General features: G+C 72.6%; 15 protein-coding genes and 3 pseudogenes. 8 read left to right on the top strand and 10 right to left on the bottom strand.

The features are described from left to right. Positions 1-51 precede the first annotated feature (51 nt). Entirely contained in the window at positions 52-744 is a 693-nt protein-coding gene (locus AB0K35_RS20545; protein ID WP_238667346.1) for an NUDIX hydrolase, read from the top strand. Positions 745-789: 45 nt separating this feature from the next. Here AB0K35_RS20545 and trpA read toward each other — a convergent pair whose 3' ends face one another. The 3 genes from trpA to trpC are packed head-to-tail and all read right to left on the bottom strand — an operon-like array spanning position 790 to position 3,676. After that, positions 790-1,593 (bottom strand): tryptophan synthase subunit alpha, encoded by an 804-nt coding sequence (gene trpA / locus AB0K35_RS20540; protein ID WP_238667347.1) that lies wholly within the window; start codon positions 1,591-1,593, stop codon positions 790-792. 1 nt (position 1,594) lies between these two features. After that, entirely contained in the window at positions 1,595-2,833 is a 1,239-nt protein-coding gene (gene trpB / locus AB0K35_RS20535) for a tryptophan synthase subunit beta (RefSeq protein WP_363886847.1), read from the bottom strand. Between the two features lie 39 nt (positions 2,834-2,872). Then, a complete protein-coding gene (gene trpC, locus AB0K35_RS20530; protein ID WP_030334428.1) occupies positions 2,873-3,676 on the bottom strand; it encodes an indole-3-glycerol phosphate synthase TrpC in 804 nt (267 codons plus the stop codon). 487 nt (positions 3,677-4,163) lie between these two features. Between trpC and AB0K35_RS20525 the strand changes: the two genes are divergently transcribed. Further along, positions 4,164-4,433 (top strand): hypothetical protein, encoded by a 270-nt coding sequence (locus tag AB0K35_RS20525; protein WP_238667484.1) that lies wholly within the window; start codon positions 4,164-4,166, stop codon positions 4,431-4,433. Between the two features lie 103 nt (positions 4,434-4,536). On the opposite strand, the gene AB0K35_RS20520 is transcribed toward AB0K35_RS20525, so the two are convergent. The 4 genes and pseudogenes from AB0K35_RS20520 to AB0K35_RS20505 all read right to left on the bottom strand — a co-directional run. Next, complete coding sequence (locus AB0K35_RS20520; RefSeq protein WP_363886844.1) at positions 4,537-5,127, bottom strand: Trp biosynthesis-associated membrane protein; 591 nt, start codon at positions 5,125-5,127, stop codon at positions 4,537-4,539. Between the two features lie 111 nt (positions 5,128-5,238). Next, on the bottom strand, positions 5,239-6,792 hold the full coding sequence (locus AB0K35_RS20515; protein ID WP_238667350.1) for an anthranilate synthase component I: 1,554 nt from the start codon (positions 6,790-6,792) through the stop codon (positions 5,239-5,241). 58 nt (positions 6,793-6,850) lie between these two features. Then, positions 6,851-7,213: pseudogene (gene hisI / locus AB0K35_RS20510) on the bottom strand (phosphoribosyl-AMP cyclohydrolase); the annotation flags it as partial. 306 nt (positions 7,214-7,519) lie between these two features. Beyond that, a pseudogene (locus tag AB0K35_RS20505) lies at positions 7,520-7,804 on the bottom strand (phosphoribosyl-AMP cyclohydrolase); the annotation flags it as partial. Positions 7,805-8,400: 596 nt separating this feature from the next. On the opposite strand from AB0K35_RS20505, the gene AB0K35_RS20500 reads away from it, so the two are divergent. The 3 genes from AB0K35_RS20500 (at position 8,401) to AB0K35_RS20490 (ending at position 10,601) form a co-directional block, all read left to right on the top strand. Beyond that, positions 8,401-9,156 (top strand): ABC transporter ATP-binding protein, encoded by a 756-nt coding sequence (locus AB0K35_RS20500; RefSeq protein WP_363886841.1) that lies wholly within the window; start codon positions 8,401-8,403, stop codon positions 9,154-9,156. Next, positions 9,153-9,908, top strand: a complete 756-nt coding sequence (locus AB0K35_RS20495) for an ABC transporter permease (RefSeq protein ID WP_238667352.1) — start codon at positions 9,153-9,155, stop codon at positions 9,906-9,908. The genes AB0K35_RS20500 and AB0K35_RS20495 overlap by 4 nt, the downstream gene beginning before the upstream one ends. A gap of 96 nt (positions 9,909-10,004) precedes the next feature. Continuing rightward, positions 10,005-10,601: a TetR family transcriptional regulator gene (locus AB0K35_RS20490; protein ID WP_238667353.1), complete on the top strand. Its 597-nt coding sequence runs from the start codon at positions 10,005-10,007 to the stop codon at positions 10,599-10,601. Positions 10,602-10,764: 163 nt separating this feature from the next. On the opposite strand, the gene AB0K35_RS20485 is transcribed toward AB0K35_RS20490, so the two are convergent. From AB0K35_RS20485 to AB0K35_RS20475, 3 genes and pseudogenes are all read right to left on the bottom strand, one after another. After that, positions 10,765-11,514 (bottom strand): DUF2470 domain-containing protein, encoded by a 750-nt coding sequence (locus tag AB0K35_RS20485; RefSeq protein ID WP_238667354.1) that lies wholly within the window; start codon positions 11,512-11,514, stop codon positions 10,765-10,767. A gap of 84 nt (positions 11,515-11,598) precedes the next feature. Then, positions 11,599-13,389 carry an ABC transporter ATP-binding protein gene (locus AB0K35_RS20480; protein ID WP_238667355.1) on the bottom strand — a complete coding sequence of 597 codons (1,791 nt, stop codon included), beginning with the start codon at positions 13,387-13,389 and terminating at the stop codon, positions 11,599-11,601. A gap of 68 nt (positions 13,390-13,457) precedes the next feature. Then, positions 13,458-15,329, bottom strand: a pseudogene (locus AB0K35_RS20475) (ABC transporter ATP-binding protein); the annotation flags it as partial. A gap of 228 nt (positions 15,330-15,557) precedes the next feature. On the opposite strand from AB0K35_RS20475, the gene AB0K35_RS20470 reads away from it, so the two are divergent. The 3 genes from AB0K35_RS20470 to AB0K35_RS20460 all read left to right on the top strand — a co-directional run bounded on the left by AB0K35_RS20470 (position 15,558) and on the right by AB0K35_RS20460 (position 19,226). Continuing rightward, entirely contained in the window at positions 15,558-16,187 is a 630-nt protein-coding gene (locus AB0K35_RS20470; RefSeq protein WP_363886837.1) for a TIGR03085 family metal-binding protein, read from the top strand. Between the two features lie 214 nt (positions 16,188-16,401). Next, complete coding sequence (locus AB0K35_RS20465; protein ID WP_238667358.1) at positions 16,402-17,262, top strand: terpene synthase; 861 nt, start codon at positions 16,402-16,404, stop codon at positions 17,260-17,262. A 137-nt stretch (positions 17,263-17,399) separates the two neighbouring features. Next, the gene (locus tag AB0K35_RS20460) at positions 17,400-19,226 is read left to right on the top strand and encodes a long-chain fatty acid--CoA ligase (RefSeq protein WP_238667359.1); all 1,827 of its coding nucleotides are present in this window, start codon (positions 17,400-17,402) and stop codon (positions 19,224-19,226) included. Positions 19,227-19,252 lie beyond the last annotated feature (26 nt).

Raw genomic sequence — 19,252 nt, 5'->3', positions numbered from 1 at the left:
GAGGGCGCATCCCGGTGACTTCTGGTTTGCACCGCCGTAGGCTCTTTGTCCATGAGCGCGCTCACCTGGGCGGTCGCCGCGGTCGTCACCGACGACACCGGTCGGGTGCTGCTCTGCCAGCAAGGTCGGGGTGCCCGCCGCTACGCGTTGCCCGGCGGACGACTGCGCCCGGCCGAGGGCCCGGTGCGGGCGGCGTTACGGGACATTCGCGCGGAGACCGGCTGGGAGATCGAACTGACCGACCTCGTCGGCATCTACCAGGTGAGCGGCCCCCCAGGAGAGGCCGCCGCCGGACGCGCCGGCCCGCTGCCGGACGTCCTCGTGCACGTGTTCCGGGCCCGCGCTGCCGGTGTCCGACCCGCCACCGACCCACCGCCGGGCTGCCGATTGTCCTGGCACTCCCCCGACGCGCTGCCCGAGGTGGTCACACCGCTCACCCGGGCCGCCGTCACCGACGCGACAGCCGGCCGCTCCGGCGTGCTCCGCGACGTCGCCTGCGTGTCCGACACCAGCGCCTCCGCGCCGCTGCCGGCGGCTCGCCCAGCCGAGCACGGCCGGCCGACAACCGACAAGGACACGCAGCGCCCGGGGACCGGCCAGGACACACAGCGGCCCGCGACCAGCCACGAGCAGCCCGCCGGGCACAACGGGCGGCAGCCCGGAACCGGCCAGGTATGCCAACCGGGAGCGGGGCAGCCACCGGAGCAACGCGGTGAGGCCGTGGACCCGTCGCTGCACCCCTGACGAACGCCGAGGGCTCGGCGCGGCAAGGCCCAGCAAGCGCCGGGCTCAGCGGGTGGGGTTACGGACGCCCTCGGCGAGTTCGGCGCTGAGCGTGCGCAGGGCGGCCAGCCCGTCGGCCTCGTTGGGCGCGTCGAGCACACACCGGACCAGCGCGCTGCCGACGATCACCCCATCGGCGTAACCGGCGACGGTGCCGGCCTGCGCGCCGGTACCCACACCCAGGCCGACGCCGATCGGCAGGTCGGTGACCGCGCGGGCCCGGGAGACCAGCGTCGGGGCGGCGTCGGAGGTACGCGCCCGGGCGCCGGTCACCCCCATCACCGCTGTCGCGTAGACGAAACCGCGGCAGTGCTGGACCGTCATCGCCAGCCGGGCGTCGGTGGACGACGGCGAGACCAGGAACGTGCGGTCCAGCCCGTGCGCCTCCGAGGCGGCCAGCCACTCGTCGGCCTCGTCAGGGATCAGGTCCGGGGTGATCAGACCGGTGCCGCCGGCGGAGGCCAGGTCACGGGCGAAGACGTCCACGCCGTACCGCTCGACCGGGTTCCAGTAGGTCATGGTGACCACCGGAGCGCCGGTGGCCGCCACCGCCTCGATGATGCGCATCGTGTCCGCGGTGCGTACGCCCCCAGCCAGCGCGATGTCGCTGGCCCGCTGGATAACCGGCCCGTCCATCACCGGGTCGGAGTAGGGGATCTCCACCTCGATCACGTCGACGCCGGCCTCGACCATGGCGGTCATCGCGGCGATGCTGCCCTCGACGGTGGGGAAACCGGCCGGCATGCAGCCGACCAGCAGTGCCCGTCCGTCGGCGCGGGCCTTGTCGAAGGCCACCCCGATCCGGCTCATCTCACCGCTCCTTGTCGAGGATGCCGAAGTAGTCACCGGCGGTGTGCACGTCCTTGTCGCCCCGCCCGGAGAGGTTGACCACGATCGTGGGGTCCCGGCCCAGTTCCGCGGCGAGCTTGGGAGCCAGCGCGACGGTGCCGGCGAGCGCGTGTGCGCTCTCGATCGCCGGGATGATGCCCTCGGTACGGCAGAGCAGCTCGAACGCGGCCATCGCCTCGTCGTCGGTGACCGGCAGGTAGTTCGCCCGGCCGGTGTCGTGCAGCCACGCGTGCTCGGGCCCGACGCCCGGGTAGTCCAGGCCGGCGGAGATCGAGTGTGACTCCAGGGTCTGCCCGTCAGCGTCCTGGAGGACGAAGGTGCGGGTGCCGTGCAGCACGCCGGCCGACCCGCCGGTGATGCTCGCCGCATGCCGGCCGGTGGCCACCCCGTCGCCACCGGCTTCGAAGCCGTACAGCCGCACGGCCTCGTCGCCCACGAACGCGTGGAAGATTCCCAGCGCGTTGGAGCCGCCGCCGACGCACGCGGTGACGGCGTCCGGCAACCCACCGGTGAGGTCCAGGCACTGCTGACGTGCCTCGTCACCAATGCCCCGGACGAAGTCGCGCACCATCGCCGGGAACGGGTGCGGGCCCGCGGCGGTGCCGATCAGGTAGTGCGTCTCGTCGACGTTCGCCACCCAGTCGCGCATCGCCTCGTTCATCGCGTCCTTCAGGGTGCGCGAGCCGTTGGTGACGGGGACGACGGTAGCGCCGAGCATCCGCATCCGGGCCACGTTGAGCGCCTGCCGCTCGGTGTCGACCTGGCCCATGTAGACCACACACTCCAGGTCGAACAGGGCGGCGGCGGTCGCGGTGGCGACACCGTGCTGGCCGGCGCCGGTCTCCGCGATCACGCGGGTCTTGCCCATCCGCTTGGTGAGCAGCGCCTGGCCGAGCACGTTGCGCACCTTGTGCGCACCCGTGTGGTTGAGGTCCTCGCGCTTGAGCAGCACCCGCGCGCCGACCTTCGCGGAGAACCGCCGGGCCTCGTAGAGCAGCGACGGCGTGCCGGCGTAGTCGCGCAACAGCGCGCCGAACTCCGCCCGGAAGGACTCGTCAGCCATCGCCGTACGCCACGCCCCGTCGAGCTCGTCCAGCGCGGCCACCAGGGCCTCGGGAACGAACCGACCGCCGAAGCGGCCGAAGTGGCCGGCGGAGTCGGGCTGCGGGCCGGCCACCGGGGCCAGCGCGTCGGCGCTCATCGGGAATCCTCTCGGTGGGACGTCAGACCGGGGGCGGGGTCAGCGCACCGGCCGGGGCGTTGCCGGGTGGTTGCCGGCGTTGACCAACTCGGCTACCGCCTCGCGGGGGCTCTTCTGGGTGACCAGGCCCTCACCCACGAGGACCGCGTCGGCGCCCGCGGAGGCGTACCGGATCAGGTCGTGCGGGCCACGAACGCCAGATTCGGCGATCTTGACGACGCTGCTGGGCAGGCCGGGCGCGATCCGCTCGAACACCGACCGGTCGACCTCCAGGGTACGCAGGTCACGGGCGTTGACCCCGATCACCTGCGCGCCGGCCTCCAACGCGCGGTCGGCCTCTTCCTCGTCGTGCACCTCGACCAGAGCTGTCATGCCCAGCGACTCGATCCGCTCCAGCAGCCCCATCAGGACGTTCTGCTCAAGTGCGGCGACGATCAGCAGCACCAGGTCGGCGCCGTGCGCGCGGGCCTCGTGGATCTGATAGCTAGAGACCACGAAGTCCTTGCGCAGCACCGGCACGGTGACCGCCGCACGGACGGCCGCCAGGTCGTCCAGCGAACCGCCGAACCAGCGCCCCTCGGTCAGCACGCTGATCGCCCGCGCCCCACCGGCCGCGTAGTCGACAGCGAGGTCAGCCGGATCGGCGATCTCGGCCAGCCGGCCCTTGGACGGCGACGAACGCTTCACCTCGGCGATCACGGCCACGCCGGGCTTGCGCAGCGCGGCGTACGCGTCCATGGGTGGCGGCGCCGCCGCTGCCAGTTCACGGATCCGCTCCAGCGGAACCTGCTCCTGGCGTCGGGCGACGTCTTCACGCACGCCGGCCAGAATCTCGTCGAGCACGCTTACGGACGCTGCCTGGCCGGCCTCGTCCCCCTCCGCGTGCGCATGCTCAGCAGTCACGAACGGACTCCCCTCTCCGGGCGTCATGGGCCGATGCTAGGGGCAGCCGACCGACGCCGAATGCCGGGGGTATGGCGCTGCTCACGAAAAGGGCTGCGGCATAATGGCCGACTTGCCGTGAAGGGGTTGTCACGCAGCGCCACCTCCGGTATCGACCACCGTCACGCGGTATGGAGCCTGGCGGCCACAGTCAGACCGGGCCGATCCATCGATCATGCCACCAGTTTCCGCTCGCCGCCCGGTGGCAGCGATGCCAGTCGATGCTGTGAGCAAGCTCAAGGCCGAACGGACGGTGCCTGGTCACGGCCGAGGCGAGACAGTTGACCGGGCGGTCACCGCGACGAAACGTCGACGGGCGAGCATCGTCCTCGGGCAGACTCGATGGCGCGCCTGCCCCGACCGCAGCAACTCCTCGTGCGAGGTGACCATGAGCATTTCCGAGCCGAACCCGACCATCGGACTGACCACCATCTCGCGGACCGTGGCATCGCTCGCCGTCGGAGTGGTGCACACAGTTGAACGGGCAGTGGTGGGCGAGGGACGGATGCGGACGGCACGGGGCAACGCCTGGGAGGCGGTCTGCGCTGACCGGGCCCGCGCCGACCAACGGGCCGAGCTGAACCGCCTGGTCGCCGAGCTGACCGCCGCCCGCGCCGCCAGTAGCCGCGCCCAGTGGGAGCGCCAGCCGGTCGGCTGACCGCCCGTCGCGGCCACCGCGTCAGCCGGCCGTCGCGGCCACCGCGTTCGCCGGCCACCGCGGCAGCCGGCAGTCGCGGCCGTCGCATTGGCCGGCCACCGCGTCAGTCGTCCGTCGGGTCCTCGCCCCGGTCCAGCGCGTCCCACGCCTCGGTGGTCCGCCGCCCCGCCAACGGTGTCGGCGGCACAACCGGTTCGCCCTGCGCCGGCGCGGCCTGCGGCGCGGTCCGCGCCGGACGTTCGTACCGGGCGCCCATCGCCGGCCAGTCACCGCCGCGCACCGCCGTCCACCAGCCACCGCCGGCGGCCAGCAGGCCGCCCAGCAGGCAGAGCGCCGGCCACTGCCGGCTCGCGACGCCGCCCACATCGGCTACCAGCCCGTACCCGCCGCCGGCCGCCACGGCCAGGCCGAGCACGCCGAGCAGCGCCCCGAGCACCCGACGCAGGCGACCCCGGGTGGCAAGCACCGCGCCACCCCCGGCCAGTGTCACAAGGGCCAACGCCGGCAGCCACGGCAGCAGGCTCGCACCGCTGCGGGTGTCCCGGACCGGCGGCAGCGGCGCCGGACGTACGGTCAGCTCGACCGACCAGCTGCGCGTCGCGGCCCAGAGAGCCAGGCCCGCGCCGGCCAGACAGAGCAGCACGGCGTACGTCAACGAGCGCCGGCCCACGACGGACCGGTCCCCGCCGCTCACGACCTCATCCCATCGTTCACCGCGAGGCTCCGCTTCGCTGCACTCCTCGCGCTCACCGCGCCGGCCCTCCGTTCGCGACTGCGGGGCTCCGCTTCGCTGCACTCCTCGCGCTCACCGCGCCGGCCGGAGGGTTTCGGCGGCCGCGATCGCGGCCAGCACTGCCGCTGCCTTGTTCCGCGTCTCCTGGTCCTCGGCGGCCGGGTCCGAGTCGGCGACCACCCCCGCCCCGGCCTGGACGTAGGCGCGGCCGTCCCGCATGAGCGCGGTCCGGATGGCGATCGCCATGTCCAGGTCGCCGCCGAAGCCGAAGTAGCCGACGGTGCCGCCGTAGAGGCCACGACGGACCGGTTCCAACTCCTCGATGATCTCCATGGCGCGCACCTTGGGCGCCCCGGAGAGCGTGCCGGCCGGGAAGGTCGCGGCCAGGGCATCAAAGGCGCTCTGGTCGTCACGCAGCGTGCCGGTGACAGTGGAGACGATGTGCATGACGTGGCTGTACCGCTCGATGGTGGCGAACTCGGGCACCTCCACGGTGCCGGGCTGACAGACCCGACCCAGGTCGTTGCGGCCGAGGTCGACCAGCATCACGTGCTCCGCGCGTTCCTTCGGGTCGGCGAGCAGCTCGGCGGCGAGCGCGGCGTCGGCGGCGGGGGTGCCGCCCCGCGGCCTGGTGCCGGCGATCGGGTGCAACAACGCCCGGCGTCGCCCGTCCGCAGCCCCGGTGACCTTCAGGTGCGCCTCGGGGGACGAGCCGACGATGTCGAACCCGTCGAAGCGCAGCAGGTACATGTACGGGCTGGGGTTGCTGGTACGCAGCACCCGGTAGACGTCCAGCGGGTCGGCGTGGGTCGTCCGCTCGAAGCGCTGGGAGAGCACGATCTGGAAGCACTCACCGGCCCTGATCGCCTCCTTGGCCGCCTCCACCGCCTTCGGGTAGCCGCCGTCGGGCGTACGGCAGAGCACCTCGCCGGCCGGCGGACGCTCGACCGTGGAGATCATCGGCGGGATGGGCCGGGACAGGGCTGTGGTCATCGCGTCCAACCGGCCCACCGCGTGGTGGTAGGCGGCGGCGACCTGCGGGGCGCGGTCCGGGGCGTCCAACGGCGGTAGCACCGCGTTGGCGACCAGGATCGCGGAGCCGTCGTAGTGGTCGAGGACCACCAGGTCGGTGGCGAGCATCATGCCCAGCTCCGGGACGCCCAGGTCGTCCTCGGTCAGCTCGGGCAACCGCTCGAAACGCCGGATCAGGTCGTAGCCGAGGTAGCCGACCATGCCCCCGGTCAGCGGCGGCAGACCGTCGGACGGGTCCCCGACCGGGCCGGCCAGCGCCGCCACCGTTTCCCGCAGCATCCGCACCGGGTCACCCTCGGTGCTCAGCCCTGCCGGCGGCTGGCCGAGCCAGGTCGCCACGCCGTCGCGCTCGATCAGGGTCGCGCTGCTGCGGACGCCGATGAACGAGTACCGCGACCAGGCCATGCCGGCCGAGCCGACGCCCTGCTCGGCCGATTCCAACAGGAACGTGCCCGGCCCACCGGCCAGCTTCCGGTAGACCCCGACCGGGGTCTCCGCGTCGGCCAGCAGCCGCCGGGTGACCGGCACCACCCGCCAGTCGGCGGCCAGCGCGGTGAAGGTGTCCAGGTCGGGGCTGAGGGTGCCGTCGGTCATCGGCCGACCCGCCTTTCGGTAGCGACTGCCGTGTGTCGCCGCGCCGCGCTCCGCGTGCTCACAGTGCCTCCGTCCCGGTGACGGGCAGCTCGGTGAAGAAGCAGGTCCGGTGCCCGGTGTGGCAGGCCGCGCCGACCTGGTCCACGCTCACCAGCAGCGCGTCCCCGTCGCAGTCCAGGGCGACCGACCGCACGTACTGGTGGTGCCCGGAGGTGGCGCCCTTGACCCAGTATTCGCGGCGGCTGCGCGACCAGTAGGTGGCCCGGCCGGTGGTGAGAGTGCGGTGCAACGCCTCGTCGTCCATCCAGGCCACCATCAGCACCTCACCGGAGTCGTACGCGCGCACCACGGCGGCGACCAGACCGTCGGCGGTGCGGCGCAACTGGGCCGCGATGGCCGGGTCGAGCCGGGACTGGCGCGCCGACGCGGCCAACTCGTTCGGATCGCTGGGGACGCCGGTCACCGGCGGGTCAGGTACGGGCACAGTCACCAATTCTCCCGCACGCGGTGCGGGCGCCGCCGACCGCTCCCGCCAGGGCTGCGGCGGAGGCCCCGAGAGCCAGCGCTGGGACGAGAGCAACGGCTGCGACGAGGGCCGGGGCTGCGACGAGGGCCGGGCCGGTCGGGCCAGCTGGGCGACGTAGCGGTCCAGCCGGCCGTCGACCAGGGCGGCGGCCAGGTCCGCGCCGGCCGTGTCGGCGATCTCCTCGGCGTACGGCCGGATCAACGGCAGCGTGCCGGCGACCAGCCGAACGGCGGCGGCCCAGAGCTGCCCGGTGGCCCCCGGGCGGAGTCCGAGGCAGAGCAGCATGTCCGTCCGGTAGCCGGGTGGCGCCACCGGCAGTTCCAGGGCCGCCGCGAAGGCCGCCCGGCGGGAGTGGACCCGCACGGACGGGTTGGCCGGTCGCAGCACCGAGGGGCAGAGCCGCGCCAGGTCGGCGACGGCGAGCCGGACCCCGAGACGATCGCTGGCCGCGCGGGCGGCGGCGGCCTTACCCAGCGTGGCGATCATCTCTTCCAGTCGGGGTGGCTCGGCGGGCTGGCAGAGCACCGGCAGGTCGATCCGGGGCCGCCAGTGCGGGTCGGCCCAGAGCAGCCGCGCCGGCGCGGTGACAGGCAGCCCGAACGCCCAGTCGGCCGGTTCGCCCAGCCGGTGCACCCAGGACCGGATGTCCCGGGCGGCCACCGAAACGTGAGTGACCTGGCCTGCGGACTCGTCCAGGTAGGCCCGGCGGGCCGCGTACGGGGCGCCGCCGACCAACACGTCGAGGTCGACGTCGCTGTGCGCGGTGGCGGCGCGGCGAGCGTGGCTGCCGCGCAACACGATGCCGACCACCGGCCGCTCGGCGGCCTGCCGCAACCGCGCGGCCCAATCCTCAAGAAAACCGCTATCCGGTAACGGAGCGTGACCCACCGCGCCATCGTGCCGTACGTCCGATCGGCGCGCAATGCCCGTTGGCGGACTTCGTGTCCGGTCCGGAGCCTACTGCCCGTTCTCGCGCTCCGCGCGACGGTTGGCCAGCCGGACACCGGCGCGGCGTTGCGCCCGGCGCGGTATTTCATCTAGCGTTGAGTTCAACAGGTGATGACTTTCTGTGGAGGTGCGTGATGGACGATGCGATAGCCGTCCGAGACCTGGTCGTGGACCGGGGTGGGCGGCGGGTGCTGGACGGCATCAGCTGCCGGGTCCCGCGCGGCGCGGTCACCGGGCTGCTCGGCCCCAGCGGCAGTGGCAAGACCACGTTCATGCGCGCGGTGGTCGGGGTGCAGCTGGTCAGCGGCGGGACGGTCACCGTGCTCGGTCAACCGGCGGGCACCCCCGCGCTGCGGCACCGGGTGGGCTACCTGACCCAGGCCCCGAGCGTCTACGCCGACCTCACCGTCCGGGAGAACGCCCGCTACTTCGCGGCCCTGTACGGACGTGGGCGGGCCGAGGCCGACCGGGCGATCAGCGACGTCGGGCTGGCCGAGGCCGCCGGTCAACTGGTCGGCACCCTCTCCGGCGGTCAACGCAGCCGGGCCTCGCTGGCATGTGCCCTGGTCGGGGAGCCGGAGCTGGTCATCCTCGACGAGCCGACAGTCGGCCAGGACCCGGTGCTGCGCGCCGACCTGTGGGCCCGGTTCCACGCGATGGCCGCCGCCGGCACCACCCTGCTGGTGTCCAGCCACGTAATGGACGAGGCAGCACGCTGCGACCAGCTGCTGCTGATCCGGCAGGGGCGGTTGATCGCCGACGACAGCCCCGCCGCGGTCCGCGCCGCCGCCGGTGTGGACGACCTCGACGAGGCGTTCCTGCGGCTCATCCGGGCCGGCGAGGCCGCCTCCACCAGCACCGACGCGACAGCCGCACGGGAGACAGCATGAACGCGCGAATTCTCGCCGCCACCACCGGGCGCATCCTGCGTCAGCTCCGGCACGACCGGCGGACCATCGCGCTGCTCGTGGTGGTGCCGGCCGTCCTGCTCACCCTTGTCTACTTCATGTACGCCGACCAACCGACCCCGCCCGGCCAGCCGACGACCTTCGACCGGATCGCGCTGGTGATGCTCGGCATCTTCCCCTTCGTGATCATGTTTCTGGTGACCAGCATCGCCATGCTGCGGGAACGCACCTCGGGCACGCTGGAGCGGCTGCTCACCACGCCACTGGGCAAGCTCGATCTGCTCTTCGGGTACGGCATCGCGTTCGGGCTGGCCGCCGCCGTGCAGGCAGCCGTCGCCGCCGCGGTGGCGTACTGGATCTTCGATCTGGACACCGCCGGCAGCATCGGGCTGGTGCTCGGGATCGCCGTGCTCGACGCCGTGCTCGGCGTCGCCCTCGGGCTGCTGTGCAGTGCCTTCGCGCGCACCGAGTTCCAGGCAGTACAGTTCCTGCCAGTCGTGGTGATCCCCCAACTGCTGCTCTGCGGGCTGTTCGTGGCTCGCGACCAGATGGCCGGCTGGCTCCAGGCGCTCAGTGACGCCTTCCCCCTGTCGTACGCCATCGAGGCGTTGCAGGAGGTCGGTGCCCACGCCGAACCGACCGGCCGGATGTGGCGCGACGTCGGTGTGGTGTTCGGCGCGGTGGTGCTGGCGCTGGTGCTCGCGGCGGCCACCCTGCGCCGACGCAGCGGCTGACCGCCAGCGCCGGGGGCGGCGGCCAGCGCGGCAGCCGACCCCGGCGCGGGCCGGGCCGGCCCACGACGGGCCGAGGCGAACGAACGAAGGGCGGCGATGACGCGGCGGACCGGCCGGCGACCCGGCAACCCGGGCACCCGGGAGGCGATTCTCGACGCGGCGCGGACGGCGTTCGCCGAACGTGGCTACGACGCCGCCTCGATCCGGGGAATCGCCGGTACGGCGCAGGTCGACCCGGCCCTCGTGCACCACTACTTCGGCAGCAAGGACCAGCTCTTCCTTGCCGCGATGAACTTTCCGGTCGACCCCGGTCAGCTGGTGCCGAGGGTCCTCGCCGGCGACCGGGACGGCGTCGGTGAGCGGATGGTGCGCATCTTCCTCGGCGTCTGGGACTCCCCGACCGGCAGCGCCGCACAGGCACTGCTGCGCTCCGCGGTGAGCAACGAGTGGACCGCTCGACTACTGCGTGAGTTCGTCACCACACAGGTGCTGCGCCGGGTGCTGGAAAACCTCGACGTCGACCCGGTCGAGCTACCGCTGCGGGGCTCGCTGGTGGCCACCCAGATGATCGGCCTGGCCATGATGCGGCACGTGGTGCGCCTTGAGCCGGTCGCCTCGGCGGACCCGGAAACCCTGGTGGCCGCGATCGGTCCCACGATCCAGCGGTACCTCACCGGCCCGCTCCCAACCTGACCCCACGGTGCCGCTCCCCGGGCCCCTCGCGATCTTGCACTTTCTGCCCCGACCAAAGGGACATACCACGCAACCCGACGACCGAAAGTGCAAGATCGGCGGGGCGGGGCGGGGGGCGGGACGGGGCGCGGGAGCGGGGCCAGGGCGGGGCGGGGCGGGGCGGTTAGCGCGGCGGGTGGGCGTGGGCCGTTAGGGGCAGTGGCGGCAGCAGCCGCAGGAGCTCGGCCGGGTCGGCCACCGGGCCCGGGAAGGCCAGCCGGACCCGACGCCGGGCGCCGGGTTGGCCGAGGGCCACCACCAGCCCGTAGCGGTCGATGCGCACCACCCGGGGCGGCCCGTCCGGGGTCTGCCCGGCCAACCCGAGCTGCCGGCGCAGATACTCCGTCACCTGCGCGCCGTCGCACTCGGCGAGGTCGGCGAGCAGGCGGGCCTCGACCGGGTGCACCGGGTCCGGCTCGGCCTCGGCGTACTCCACCGGGTCGATCCGGTGCACGACGCCGGCCCGCTCCCAGCGGACCTCGACCACCTCGAAGCGGAACAGCCGGAACCGGATGCCCAGGTCGAGCAGGTCGCCGGTCGGCTCCACCGCGGCGAACTCGACGGCCGCGTCGCGGGCCTCGTCGCCGCGCAGCTCGGCCGCCCAACCGGACACCCAGGCGCGACCCAGGCCGGGCGCGCCGGCGGCGGGCGGCAGGTCGAGCACGTCGAGCACCACAGCGACGTCGCTGCCTCCGGCTGCCGGTTGCAGGGCGGCGGCCAGGTGGCTGGCCACCGGCACCAGCAACAGCACCCGCCCGTCCGAGTCGGTGACGTGCCGGGCGTGGTGCGGACCCGGCCGGTGGGCCAGGTGCACGAGGCCGGGCAGGCGGCCGGCGACGAGGGTACGGACGGTCTCGGCGGAGTTGGGCCGCATGGGCGCGACCTCCTTCTGAGGTTAGGCTTACCTAACCCGGAGCCTAGAGCACCCGCCCGTCGGCGTCCACCACACCGCCGCACCTCACCGGGTCTGCTCCAGCCAGGAGGCGTAGAGCAGGCCGTACACCGAGTCGGCGTCGCGAACCAGCTCGTCGTGCGGGCCGCGCTGCACCACCCGACCCCGGTCCACCACTATCACCTCGTCGGCGGCCTGCGCCGTGGAGAGCCGGTGCGCGATGGCGAGGGTGGTCCGCCCCCGGGTGACAGCGTCCAGCGTGCGTTGCAACCGCACCTCCGTCGCCGGGTCCACAGCGCTGGTCGCCTCGTCGAGCACCAGCAGGTCCGGGTCGGCCACGTACGCGCGGGCCAACGCGACAAGTTGCCGCTCCCCGACACTGAGCGCCTCGCCGCGCTCCCCGACCGGAGTGTCCAGGCCCGCAGGCAGACCCTCCAGCCAGTCCGACAGGCCCAGCTCGGTGAAGGCTGCGCTCAACTGCTCGTCGGTCAACTCCGGCCGAGCGAACCGGACGTTGTCCCCCACCGTCGCGTCGAAGAGGAACCCGTCCTGCGGCACCATCACCACGCGGGAGCGCAGCGAGTCGAACCGGACGTCGGTCAACTGGACCCCGGACAGCAGCACCGCCCCGGCCGACGGGTCCATCAGCCGGGTCAGCAACTTGGCGAACGTGGTCTTGCCGCTGCCGGTCTCACCGACCACCGCCACCCGGCTCTTCGCCGGGATCTCCAGGTCGATGTCGTGCAGCACAGGCGGGCCACCCGGATAGGCGAACCGCACTCCGGCGAACCGGATGTCCAGCGGCCCGCCCGGCAGCTCCCGCCCCTGCTCCCCCGGGTCGGCCACGTCCGGGGCGACGTCCAGCACGTCCAGCACCCGACGCCAGCCGGCGATCGCGTTCTGCGCCTCGTTGAGCACCTCGGTGGCGATCTGCACCGGCTGGATGAAGAGCGTCACCAGGAAGAGGAAGGCGGTCAGCTGGCCGATCGACAGCGTGCCGTCCACCCCCAGCAGCACGCCGAGCACCACCACGCCGGCCAGCGCCAGCCCCGCCGCCAACTCGCCGACCGAGCTGCCCACGATGCTGATCCGGATCGCCCGCTGCTGCGCCAGCCGCTGCCTGTCGATCGCCTCGTCCAGCCGCCGCTCGGTGCGCCCGGCGATCCCGTACGCCCGGATCACCGGCGCGCCCACCACGCTCTCGCCGATCGCGCCGAGCAACGTACCGGTGCGTTGGCGCACCGTCGCGTACGCGCTGCCGAGGCGACGTTGCAACTGCCGGATGACGAACACCGCCGGCAGGAACGCGGCCAGCACCACCACTGTCAACTGCCAGGAGTACGCCAGCATGACGGCGGTGGTGACCACCAGCTGACCGAGGTTGACCAGCAGGATCACCCCGCCCCACTGGAGGAACTGGGTGATCTGGTCCACGTCGCTGGTGACCCGCGAGACCAGCGAACCGCGCCGCTCCGACTGCTGGTGCAACATCGACAGGTCGTGCACGTGGCGGAACGCGCGCGTCCGGACATTGGCCAACGCCGTCTCGCTGACCGTGAACAGCCGGCGCATCATCAGGTAGCCGCAGATCGTGGTGATGGTCAGGATCGCCGCGGTGACCGCCACCACCGTCCAGACCACGTTCAGATTCAGACCACCGACGAGACCCCGGTCGATGCCCTGCTGCACGGCGACCGGCACGGCAACCCGACCGACCATGTAGACCAACGCCAGTGCCAACGTGCCGGCCAGACCGATCCGTAGCTCCGGCGAGAGCGCCAGGCCCCGACGCAGGGTCTGCCAGGTCGTCTCCTGCCGGGCCTCCTGCTCGTCGGTTCCCGTAGTCGTCGTACTCACCGGTCCCGCCTTTCGTTCGCGACTGCGGAGCTCCGCTGCGCTGCACTCCTCGCGCTCACCGGTCCCGCCTCGATCTCCAGGCCCGACGGCAGCGGCGCCACGTCGTCGCCGTAGGAACTTTCCTGTGCCCGCTCCACCTCGGCCTGCTCGTAGGCGGTGACCAGGTCGACGTAGCCGGGCACGGTGGCCAACAACTCGCTGTGGGTGCCGCGGGCGACCACCCGTCCCTGCTCCACGTAGATGACCTCGTCGGCGAGCGCGATGGTGGCCCGGCGGTACGCCACCACCAGGATCGACGCGGCCGGAACTCCCGCCTGGGTGGTTGACGACCGCAGCCCCGCCAGGATGGCCGCCTCCACTCGAGGATCGACAGCGCTCGTCGCGTCGTCGAGCACCAGCAGGCGCGGTCGACCGGCCAGCGCGCGGGCCAGTGTGAGCCGCTGCCGCTGACCGCCGGAGAGCGACGTGCCCCGCTCGCCGACCATGGTGTCCAGACCATCGGGCAGCGCGGCGACGAACCCGTCCGCCTCGGCCAGCCGCAGCGCGGCCCAGACCACCTCGTCGTCGACACCGGGCCGGTCGAGGGCGATGTTGGCGCGGACCGTGTCGTCGAAGATGAAGGGCACCTGGGCGACCAGGGCCACAGTGCCGGCCAACGACGCGGAGGTCAGCTCGCGCACGTCCACGCCGTCCAGGCACACAGTGCCGGAGTCCGGGTCGACGAGGCGCACCGCCAGCGAGGCGATTGTGGACTTGCCGGCGCCGGTCGGCCCCACCAGGGCCACCGTCCGACCGGACGGCACCGTGAAGCCGACCTCGCCGAGGACCTGCGCGCCGGGCGGGTGCGCTTCGGCCGGCGGGTAGGAGTAGTGCACGTCGGTGAAGGTGAGGGTGGCCGGGCCGGCACCGGCCGGGTCGAGCACCCGCTGCCCGTACGGCATCTCGCCGGTGGCGTCGAGCACCCGGCGCACCCGGTCCCAGCCGGCGACGCTGCGCGGCAGCTCGGCCAGCACCCAACCGATGGCCCGCACCGGGAAGGCCAGCACTGTGAAGAGGAAGGCCACGCTGACCAGCTCGGTCACGCTGATCGCTCCCTGGCGCAGCCGGAACGCCCCGACCACCAGTACGGCGAGGGTGCCGAGGCTGGGCAGCGTCTCCAGCAGCGGGTCGAAGATGCCGCGCAGCCGGCCGACAGCGATCAGCGAGTCGCGCAGCTCACCGGCGCGGCCCGCGAACCGGGCGGTTTCCTGGGCCTCGCGGCCCATCGTCTTGACCACCAGGGCGCCGTCGAAGCTCTCGTGGGCGATGCCGCTGACCTCGGCGCGCAGTCGCTGCGCCCGCGCCTGCCGGGGGGCCATCCGGCGGGAGTAGACGACGTTGAGCGCGAAGAGCGCGGGGAAGACCGCGAGCCCGACCAGGGCGAGCGCCCAGTCGGTGGCGAAGAGCGACACTATCGCGCCGACCAGCATCACCAACGTGCCGACGGCGAACGGCAGCGGCGCGATCGGGTACCAGGCCGCCTCCACGTCGGAGTTGGCGTTCGACAGCAGGGTGCCGGTGGAGTTGCGGTGGTGCCAGGACAGCGGCAGCTCCAGGTACCGACGGGTCACCCTGCGTCGGTAGGAGGCCTGGAGGCGGTACTGCATGTAGCCGGCGCCGAGCCGGCGGCCGAAGATGCCCGCCACCCGCAGCACGCTGATCCCGAACAACGCGGCCGCGGCCAGCGCCAGGGTGCCGGCGCCCACCTCGCCGCGTTCGATGGCCGGAAGCGCCACCTCACCGATGACCGACCCGACCACCCGGGCGCTGACAATGATCATCCCGCCGAAGAGCACGCTGCCGACGACCGCCACGGAGAAGATCCGCGGTTGCTCACGGATCGCCTGCCGCAGGACCCCCAGCCCTCGACTGAGAACGTCCCGACTTGTCTTGCTCGCCACGCTCTCCCCCGCCGTAAGCCGCAATTATCTCCCTCATCCTTACCGGTCGGGGCCAGTGCCGCCGACCCTGACTGGATATGTCGACCATCACGTACCGGACGGCGGCGTGCCGCAGGCGCCGACCGGCGTCGTGTGTCACGCGCCGGCCGACCGACGTCCGCTGTCCCGCGCCGGCCGATCGGCCTCCGCTGTCGCGCGCCTGCGGGCCGCCGGGCCTACGATCGGGCCATGCCGCGGTACGCCCGAGCCGAGCGCGAGGCGCTCGCCGATCTTCTCCTGGCCCTCGGGCCGGACGCCCCGACCATCAACGAGGGCTGGGCGACCCGTGACCTCGCCGCGCATCTGGTGTTGCGGGAGCGCCGTCCGGACGCGGCGGGTGGGATCTTGCTGCCGCCGCTGCGCGGCTACGCCGAACGGGTCCGTCGGCGACTCGCCGCACGGCCCTACCCCGAGCTGGTGGCCCAGGTGCGCCGACCGCCGCTGTGGAGCCCGGTCAGCAACCCGCTGACCGACGAGTTGGCAAACACGATGGAGTTCTTCATCCATCACGAGGACGTCCGGCGGGCCGGCTCCGGGTGGCAGCCGCGCGATCTGCCCACCGGCCTGCAGAGCGCGCTCTGGAAACGCGCGGCCCCGATGGTCCGGCTGGCACTGCGCCGCTTTCCGGCGGACCTCTACGTGCAGGCGCCCGGCCACGGTGAGATCTCCCTCGGACGCGGTGGTGAGCCACTGCGCCTGGTCGGCGCTCCGGCCGAGCTGGTGCTGTTCGTCTCCGGCCGGCAACGGGTGGCCCGGGTCCAACTGAACGGCTCGACCGAGGCGGCTCGGCGGCTACGCACCGCCAACCTGGGCATGTGACTGTTTGTACGTAAACGGTCACCGAACAACTGTGGAGTTGCCCACACCCAGCGAAGGACGCTGATACCTCCTCCCGTACGCTTCACCGCGCCGCTCCGCGCCGAGCGGCACGAAGTGGGGGCGCATTGTGCGGGACTTCGCGATTTCGGCGCTGAGGGAACCCCCGTTTCCCACCGGACGCCACGGGGCCACCGACCAGGTGGCGGGTGAGAGCGTGGAGTGGGCGCGCACGTTCGGGCTGGTCGATTCCAGCCAACGCGTGCGACGCCTGGAACGGGCCGACGCCGCCGGACTGGCCGGCCGTGCCTGCCCGGACGGCTCCGTCGACGGCCTGCGGCTGCTCACCGACCTGATCAGCTGGCTCTTCGTGATGGACGACGCCTGCGACGAGGACGGCCTCGGCGCCGACCCGGTCCGACTGGGTCCGGCGATCAGCACCCTGCTCGACGTGCTGGACCGCTGCGGTGACCCGTACGTCGTACCGCCCGCCGTCGGGCCACTGGGTGACGCGTTGCACGACCTCTGCCGCCGGACCCGACTGCACGATCACGCAGGGCTGCTGCTGCGGTTCGTCAGCCAGATGCGCGAGTACCTGTTGGCGCTGCTCTGGGAGGCGGGCAACCGGGAACGTCGGCGCGTGCCCGAGGTGGCGGAGTACGTGCAGCTACGCCGGCACATCGGCGGCGTGCACCCCTGCCTCACCCTGACCGACCTGGCGTCGACGCGGCCCTCCGGGCCAGCTCAGCGGGCCAACCCGGGGCTGGTCGCCCTGGACCTGCTGGCGGTGGACCTGGTCTGCTGGTGCAACGACCTCTTCTCCTACGGCAAGGAGAGCCAGGCCGACCCGGACGCGCACAACCTCGTCACGGTGATCGCCCAGGGCAGCGACGCGGACGAGGTGACAGCGCTGCGGAGTGCGGCACACCGGTTCAACCAGGGGTTGGCGGCGTACCTGGACGCTGAGGAGGCACTGCGCGCCGCCGGCGACGACGGGATCCGCGACGCCCTGGCCGCCCGGCGCAACTGGGTCCGGGCCACCTACGACTGGTCGGTGGTGGCTGCCCGGTACGCCTGATCGGCCGTACCGGTTGGCGGGATGGGCCGGCCGGACGATCACCAGGGCTAGCCGATGCACGGCAACAGGCAATACTCTTCGGTAACCATCATGACGTGACGACCGTCACGCCACCACCCCCGAAGGCGGCTACAGCGATGGCTCTCGATGTACCGTACCGTTCCATCCCGGACATGTTCCTCAAGCGCGTGGCGGCCACCCCCGACCGGAACGCGTTCGCGTCCCCGAACCCCGACGACTCGGGGCCCGTCTGGCTGACCTGGGCGCAGGTCGGCCAGCGCGCCAAGGCGGTCGCCGCCGGCCTGCACGGCCTCGGCGTCGGCCAGGAGGACCCGGTCGCGATCCTCGCCAACACCCGGCTGGAATGGGTGATCGCCGACCTCGGCATCATGTGCGCCGGCGGCGCGACCACCACCGTCTACCCCACCACCGAGCCGGCCGACGCGACGTACATCATCGCCGACTCCGGGTCGAAGGTGCTGTTCGCGGAGAACCCGGCCCAGGCGGCGAAGATCGCTGGGGCGTCCCTGCCCGCGCTCACCCACGTGGTGCTCCTCGACGGCGCCGTCGACCCGAACGCCGCCATCGCGCAGTTGACGCTGGCCGACCTGGAGGAGCGCGGCACCCAGGCGCTGGCCGCCGAGCCGGAGCTGATCGACATGCTGGTGGCCGGCATCGGCCCGGACCACCTGGCCACCCTGATCTACACCTCCGGCACCACCGGCCAACCCAAGGGCGTCGAGCTGCTGCACGGCGGCTGGTGCTGGGAGGCCGTGGCGCAGGCGGAGGTCGGGCTGCTGCGCGACGACGACCTGCAGTACCTGTGGCTGCCGCTGGCCCACTCGTTCGGCAAGACCCTGCTCTGCGGCGCCATCCACGTCGGCCTGCCCACCTACGTCGACGGGCGGGTGGACAAGCTGGTCGACCTTCTCTCGGTCATCCGCCCGACACTGATGTGCGGTGCTCCCCGGGTGTTCGAGAAGGTCTACAACAAGGCAGTGACCACCGCGCAGGGCGCCGGCGGCGCGAAGGCGAAGATCTTCGGCTGGGCCGTCGGCGTCGGCAAGGAGAAGGTCACCCTGGAGCAGGCGGGCAAGCCGGTGCCGGCCGGGCTGAAGCTGCGCTACGGGCTTGCCGAGAAGCTGGTGTTCAGCAAGCTCCAGGCCCGCCTGGGCGGCCGGATGCGGGTGCTGGTGTCCGGCGCCGCGCCGCTCAGCCCCGAGATCGCCACCTTCTTCGCCGCCGCGAACCTGCCGATCTCCGAGGGCTACGGCCTGACCGAGACCAGCGCCGGCAACTTCGTCAACCCCCCGGCCGGGCTGCGGATCGGCACCGTGGGCCGGGCGATGGGCGACCTCGAATGCAAGATCGACACCGACGGGGAGATCCTGGTGCGGGGTCGGCCGGTGATGCGCGGCTACCACAACCTGCCGGAGGAGACCGCCGCCTCGTTCACCGAGGACGGCTTCTTCCGTACCGGTGACATCGGCAGCCTCGACGAGCAGGGCTACCTGCGCATCACCGACCGCAAGAAGGACCTGGTCAAGACGTCGGGCGGCAAGTACATCGCGCCGTCGCACATCGAGGGCATGTTCAAGGCCATCTGCCCGTACACCTCGCAGGCGGTCGTCGTCGGTCAGGCCCGCAACTTCTGCACGATGCTGGTCACCCTGGACCCGGACGCGATCCGGGGCTGGGTCGCCGGCGGCCCCCTCGAAGGGCGCAGCTACACCGAGATCGTCGCGTCGGCTGAGGCCCAGACGATGGTCGAGGAGTACGTCGCCCAGCTCAACGCCAAGCTCAACCGCTGGGAGACCATCAAGAAGGTGGCCATCCTCCCGCGCGACCTGACGATCGAGGACGGCGAGATCACCCCGTCCTTGAAGATCAAGCGGCGTGGGGTGGAGAGCAACTTCGCCACCGAGATCGACAAGATGTACGCCGGCACCCTCGCCGAGCTCTGAGCCGACCGAGGGTCCCGTGCCGGCGA

It is taken from the genome of Micromonospora sp. NPDC053740 (assembly GCF_040677775.1).
Lineage (GTDB): Bacteria > Actinomycetota > Actinomycetes > Mycobacteriales > Micromonosporaceae > Micromonospora > Micromonospora alfalfae.
The sequence above is the reverse complement of the archived record's forward strand: the minus strand, read 5'-3'. Positions and strand labels throughout refer to the sequence as shown.